At 50.6% G+C, this 5,951-nt stretch carries 6 protein-coding genes; 5 read left to right on the forward strand and 1 reads right to left on the reverse strand.

Going from position 1 to position 5,951, the window contains the following annotated elements:
* The first annotated feature begins 275 nt into the window (after nucleotides 1-275).
* Entirely contained in the window at nucleotides 276-1,052 is a 777-nt protein-coding gene (locus tag Q0438_RS05010) for an EFR1 family ferrodoxin (protein WP_299188062.1), read from the forward strand.
* A gap of 62 nt (nucleotides 1,053-1,114) precedes the next feature.
* Here the strand turns inward: Q0438_RS05010 and Q0438_RS05015 are convergent, their stop codons facing one another.
* A complete protein-coding gene (locus Q0438_RS05015) occupies nucleotides 1,115-1,525 on the reverse strand; it encodes a hypothetical protein (RefSeq protein WP_299188064.1) in 411 nt (136 codons plus the stop codon).
* A gap of 207 nt (nucleotides 1,526-1,732) precedes the next feature.
* Here Q0438_RS05015 and Q0438_RS05020 point away from each other — a divergent pair, with 207 nt between their 5' ends.
* The 4 genes from Q0438_RS05020 (at nucleotide 1,733) to Q0438_RS05035 (ending at nucleotide 5,607) form a co-directional block, all read left to right on the forward strand.
* Nucleotides 1,733-2,062 carry a YbaB/EbfC family nucleoid-associated protein gene (locus Q0438_RS05020; protein ID WP_299188066.1) on the forward strand — a complete coding sequence of 110 codons (330 nt, stop codon included), beginning with the start codon at nucleotides 1,733-1,735 and terminating at the stop codon, nucleotides 2,060-2,062.
* Nucleotides 2,063-2,385: 323 nt separating this feature from the next.
* A complete protein-coding gene (locus tag Q0438_RS05025; protein WP_299188068.1) occupies nucleotides 2,386-3,237 on the forward strand; it encodes a polyprenyl synthetase family protein in 852 nt (283 codons plus the stop codon).
* 3 nt (nucleotides 3,238-3,240) lie between these two features.
* Nucleotides 3,241-5,169: a transketolase gene (tkt, locus tag Q0438_RS05030; protein WP_299188070.1), complete on the forward strand. Its 1,929-nt coding sequence runs from the start codon at nucleotides 3,241-3,243 to the stop codon at nucleotides 5,167-5,169.
* A 27-nt stretch (nucleotides 5,170-5,196) separates the two neighbouring features.
* Entirely contained in the window at nucleotides 5,197-5,607 is a 411-nt protein-coding gene (locus Q0438_RS05035; RefSeq protein WP_299188072.1) for a GyrI-like domain-containing protein, read from the forward strand.
* The last annotated feature ends 344 nt before the right edge of the window (nucleotides 5,608-5,951 follow it).

Below are 5,951 nucleotides of genomic sequence, written 5' to 3' on the forward strand. Positions count from 1 at the left end.
TTGGGCCTTGCCTATAAAGCGCAAAAATTACAGCATAGTGCGAATTTGAGCCCATCTGAGATAAATTTTTTCAAGAACTACCGCGTTTGGGGAAATTTCAAAAATAAATTTGCCAAATTTGCGGTAAAATTTAAGTGAATGTACGCGTCCGTCGTTGGCAAACGGACGAAAGGGAAGCGTGCCGAATATGAATTTATTAAAATTTTGCCGCCGTTTGGCGTTAAATTTGACTCGGTCGGCAAAATTTAGCGCCTAAATTTAAAAGGATTCGCAAAATGATAGCGATTTATTTCAGCTCCACGGGCAACACGAAGCATTGCGTAGAGAGATTTATAGAGCGTCTGGGCGGCGATATCCCCGCGATTTCGATCGAGGATGAGGGCTGCGGCGAGCTGTTAAAGCGCCACGACGACATCATTCTCGCCTATCCCGTTTATTTTAGCGACCTACCGCAGATCGTGCGCGAGTTCATTTGCGAAAATAGCGCGAATTTTCGCGGCAAAAACATCTTCATCATCGCCACGATGGAGATTTTTAGCGGCGACGGAGCGGGCTGCGCGGCTAGGATTCTAAGGCGAGCGGGCGCGAAGATAACGGGCGGCGCACACATCAGAATGCCCGCGTTTATCCTCGACGTGGCGATTTTTAGCTACTCGGCGCAGAAAAACGAGCGCCTGATCAAAGAGGCAAACGCCAAGCTAGAGCGCGTCTCAGAGGCATTTGCCGCGGGTAAACCGCCGCAAGAAGGGCTAGGCGTGCTATGCCGTATCGCGGGGCTTTTGGGGCAGCGGCTATGGATGAAAATTTGGGACAAAACTCCGTTTGCCAGGCGCAAACCGAGCCTGGATACGGCGCGCTGCAGCGGATGCGGCGAGTGCGCAAAATCCTGTCCGATGCAAAATATAAAAATCACGCACGGCAAGGCGAGATTTGGCGAGCGTTGCACGATTTGCTACAGATGCGTGAACAGGTGCAGGCAAAAGGCGATAACGATCCTGGGTAAGGCGGAAAATCTGGAAAAATCGGTCGCGGCGGAGTTTAAAGATATCTGATGCTCATTCGTTCGGGCGGTCTTGATTTATGTGCTTATTTTGTTTCGCTTTGCGCTCGGCTTTTAAATTTGCCGACATGATCCAAATTTAGCGCCTGCCTCGCCCGCACTACCTAAATGCTCTTTTAGCTCCGTGATTTGGCGCCTTATTTCGGTTATTATCTGCGGCGAGCTTTCCCAAATTTCAAGAAAAACCCATTCGTCGCTTGGCGGGTCGATCATATTTTCTAAAATCGCAACGACTTTCCGGATAGTCGGTTGCAATTTATCTAAAAAATCCGACGGACACGCATACGGCGAACCGAAACGCTCCAAAATATACGCGACTGCCCTGATTTCATCGTAGTTTTCGTTTCTCGGATCGAAATTCGCTGCCGTGCTTTGCAGCAAGTCGAAATTTTTGCTCTCCCAAAATCTAGCAAACCAATCCGCCGCCTCGTCGTTTTCGTACGCCTTGTAGCCCCAATCGCCCATTTTTAGCTCCTTTTAAAATAAATTTCATCGCCAAGCTTTAACGGCGCCTCTTGTTTAAATTTTACCCGCCCAAGCTAAATTTTAAGCCACTTTTTGACTGCACGCGCCCGCCGCAAAATCAAATCTGAGAACAAAACTCGCAACGCCAAGTCAAACGCTAAATTTAGCTTAAATTTGCTAAAATAGCCAAAATTTAAAGGATTTTTGATGTTCGAAGGAATGGATTTTTCGAAAATGGGGCAGATGCTCGATCAGATGCAGGCCAAGGCTAAGCAGATCGAGGAGGAAAATGCGCGCAAGGAATTTACCGTAAAATCGGGCGCAGGCATGGTCGCCATCAGGCTAAACGGCGCGGGCGAGGTGCTTGATCTAAGTATCGACGACAGCCTTTTTAGCGACAAGGAAAGCTTGCAGATCCTACTGATCTCGGCGATAGGCGACGCGATAAAACTCGTCGAAAATGAAAAGAAAGGCGTCGCAGCGTCCATGCTAGGAGGGCTCGGCGGCCTAGGCGATCTGCTCGGCGATAAGGGCTAAGGTGGTAAAGTTAAACAGATCGGTCGGATGAAATTTCAAAATTTTATAGTTTTAGAATTTGCCAAACAGCCGATCGGAGAGTTTAAAATTTACAAGCGGCGGTCGCGACGCGCTTCGATTGTTTTACCTCTGTGCAAATACAAAAGAGATAAAATTTTAGCGACGCGCAAGACGCAACCAAATGTCATAAAACTGGCAGTAAAAAGTACAAGCGCGACAAGCAAAATGAGCGTAAAAACTGATAAGTATAAACAAAGTAAAAGCAGCCGAACGAGCCACGCGTAAAAAGCGGCTTTAAAGCCCAACCATGCGATAGGAATTTGATGGATATTTTAGAAAAATTTAAAGATTACTTGAAGCAAAACGAGCTGAAGGCGCCGAGCTTTCATCCGTATTTCGAGGAGGCGCTCAATTACATGCTGCAAGCGGGCGGCAAGCACTTTCGCGCGCAGCTGTTGCTAGGCGTCGTTTCGGCGGTAGATGAGCGACGCTTTGAGGGCGCGTTGGCGATCGCGATGGCGCTTGAGATGATCCACACCTACTCGCTAATCCACGACGATCTGCCCGCGATGGACGATGCGGATCTACGCCGCGGACGGCCGAGCCTGCATAAAAAATACGACGAGGTCACGGCGATTTTGGTGGGCGACGCGCTAAATACAGACGCGTTTTTGATCGCCGCGAGCGCGAACCTAAGCGACGAGATCAAGATAAAATGCATTAAAACTCTAGCGCGAAATGCAGGCAGCAGCGGTATGGTGCTCGGTCAGGCGATCGATTGCCGTTTTGAAAACAGCCCGCTAAAGCAAAGCGAGCTTGAGTTTTTGCATCTGCACAAAACGGGCGCGCTCATCGCAGTGGCGTTTGAGCTAGGCGCCATAATCGGCGGGCTAAAGGACGAGCTTTCGCATGAGCTTTATAAGATCGGACTGAAGCTAGGGCTCATATTTCAGATCGAGGATGATATCATCGACGTCACGGGCGACGAGGCAAGCGCAGGCAAGCCCGTAGGAGCGGACGGCGCGAAAAATTCCTTCGTAAATTTACTCGGACTTGCGGGCGCGAGGAGCTACAAGCAGCGCTTAATAGACGAGGTAAGTGGCGCGATGAGCGGCTATGATGCAAGCCTACGCGATTTGGTTTTAAATTTGATAGAAAAATACCTGAAAGGATGAAAAATGTCGAGCGAGCAGCTAAGTAAAATTTCAAACACGATCAAATTTCTAAGCGCGGATATGATCCAAAGCGCCAACTCGGGCCATCCCGGCACGCCGATGGGGCTAAGCGACGTAATGAGCGTCTTTATGAGCAAGGTCCGCCACAACCCCAAAAATCCCGCGTGGCTGAACCGCGACCGCGTCGTATTCTCGGGCGGACACGCAAGCGCGCTCGTGTATAGTTACCTCTACCTTAGCGGATACGATCTGAGCATGGATGATCTGAAAAGCTTCAGGCGTCTGCACTCCAAAACACCCGGTCACCCGGAGATCACCACTCCGGGCGTCGAGATCGCTACTGGACCGCTCGGGCAAGGCGTCGCTAACGCGGTCGGATTTGCGATGGCCGCAAAATACGCCGCATATCTGCTCAACGAGGAAGGAAACGAGATCATCGATCACCGCGTCTATTGCTTCTGCGGCGACGGCGATCTACAGGAGGGCATCAGCTACGAAGCGTGCGCGCTTGCGGGCAGACATAACCTCGACAATCTTACGATAATCTATGATTCTAATGGCATCACGATCGACGGTAGCACCGATATTGCGTGGTTTGAGGACGTAAAGGTGCGATTTGAAGCGCAAGGCTTTGAAGTCGCGCGCATCGACGGGCATAATTTCGATCAGATAGAATTTGTCCTTGACGAGGTCAAAAATAAAACCAAGCCCTACCTCATCATCGCAAATACCACGATCGGCAAGGGTGCGCTTGAGCTTGAGGGCACGGCCAAGACGCACGGCGCGCCGCTTGGAGAGGAGCTGCTTGCGCGCGCTAAGCAAAGCCTGGGCTTTGATCCAGCCCAAAGCTTCGTCGTAAGCGAGGACGTACTTTTTGCGACGCGCGCCGCAGTCGAAAAGGGCGATTTGGAAGAGCGGCTTTGGAAGGAGAAGCTTGCGAAGCTAAGCGATGAAAAAAGAGCGCTTTTAAACGAGCTTTTAAATCCCGATTTTAGCAAGATAGAATTCCCTGATTTTAGCGGGCTTAAGGTCGCCACGCGCGATAGCAACGGTAAAATTTTAAACGCTATCGCAAACGCGGTGCCCGGCTTTTTGGGCGGAAGCGCCGATTTGGCGGCGTCGAATAAGACCGAGCTAAAAGGCGGCGGCGACTTTCCATGCGGCAAAAATTTGCACTTCGGCATCCGCGAGCACGCGATGGCGGCGATCGGCAACGCCTTTGCGAGATACGGGCTTTTCATCCCGTTTAGCGCGACGTTTTTTATCTTCAGCGATTATCTCAAAACGGGCGCTAGACTTGCGGCGCTGATGGGCTTGCGACACTATTTCGTCTTCACGCACGACAGCATCGGCGTGGGCGAGGACGGACCGACGCACGAGCCTATAGAGCAGCTTAGCACCTTCCGCGCGATGCCTGGCTTCTACACCTTCCGCCCCGCAGACGGCAACGAAAACGTAAAATGCTGGCGCACGGCGCTTGCTCTGAATGCGCCCGCGGCGTTCGTCTGCTCGCGCCAAGGGCTTGAGCCGCTACCTAAGGCGGTCTTGGGTGACGTGCAAAACGGCGCGTATCTGCTAAGGCAGAGCAAAGAGGCGCAAATCACGCTCATCGCAAGCGGCAGCGAAGTCTCGCTCTGCCTAAAAGCAGCGGCAATCCTGCAAGAGCAAGGCATCGGCGCAAACGTCGTAAGCGCGCCGTGCTTCGAGCTTTTGTGCGAGCAGGACGCAGATTATTTGGCGCAAATCCTAGAGCCGCAAACTAAAATTTTAGCCGTCGAGGCCGCAAGCGCGCTTGAATGGTATAAATTTGCAGACGCGGTACACGGCATGCAAAGCTTCGGCGAAAGCGGCAACGCAAACGAGCTATTTAAGCTTTTCGGCTTCACCGACGTCGCGATCGCAAAAGAAGCAAGGGAGCTTTTAGAGCAGTAGCGAAAAGGGTAAAATTTGAGCGAAAAAATCAAAATTTCATATTTAGACGGATTTAAAATTTACGGGCTAAAAGCCCGCACGAAAAACGCGGACGAGCTAGGCGGAAGCGGCAAAATTCCCGCGCTGTGGGCGAAATTTATGAAAGAGTGCTATGACGGGCGGAGCGAGATTTACGGCGTCTATTACGATTACGAAGAGGGCGCCGACGGGCTTTACGATATCTTTATCGGCACCAAAGCGCCCCGCAGCGACGAAGCCTTGGAGATCAAAAGCGACAAATACGCCGTTTTTAGCTTTCCAAATGAGCCGCAAAACGTAGCAAAGTTTTGGAGCAAAATTTGGAGCTTTTTTGAGGCCGGCGAACTAAAAAGAGCGTTTGGAACGGATTTTGAGTTTTACGGCGGAGACGAGATCAAAATTTTTATCTCGGTTTTGTAGGGCGGCGCATGAAATTTATAAACGGCGAGTGATTTTTCGCCGCCGCGACGATGAGTTTTTGCGTAAAATTTCATCCATAAAGCGGTAAAATTCCGTGCCGAAAACTATGCGCGAAAGCAAATTTTATTCCGAAAACCGCACCGGGCCGCACCTTAAGCCGTGGATTTAAAACGAAATCTAAATTTGCGCCGCAAATTTCAACCCCCGCTCGCAAAATCAGGCGAAATTTCACGCAGAATTTTATTTTTAAATCTGTTATTAAGCCATTTTTGGCTTAAATTACACTTTCATTCGGGTAGATGTCCGAGCGGTCGAAGGAGCGCGCCTCGAAAGCGCGTAAGGCG

It is taken from the genome of uncultured Campylobacter sp., assembly GCF_938030785.1.
Classification (GTDB): domain Bacteria; phylum Campylobacterota; class Campylobacteria; order Campylobacterales; family Campylobacteraceae; genus Campylobacter_B.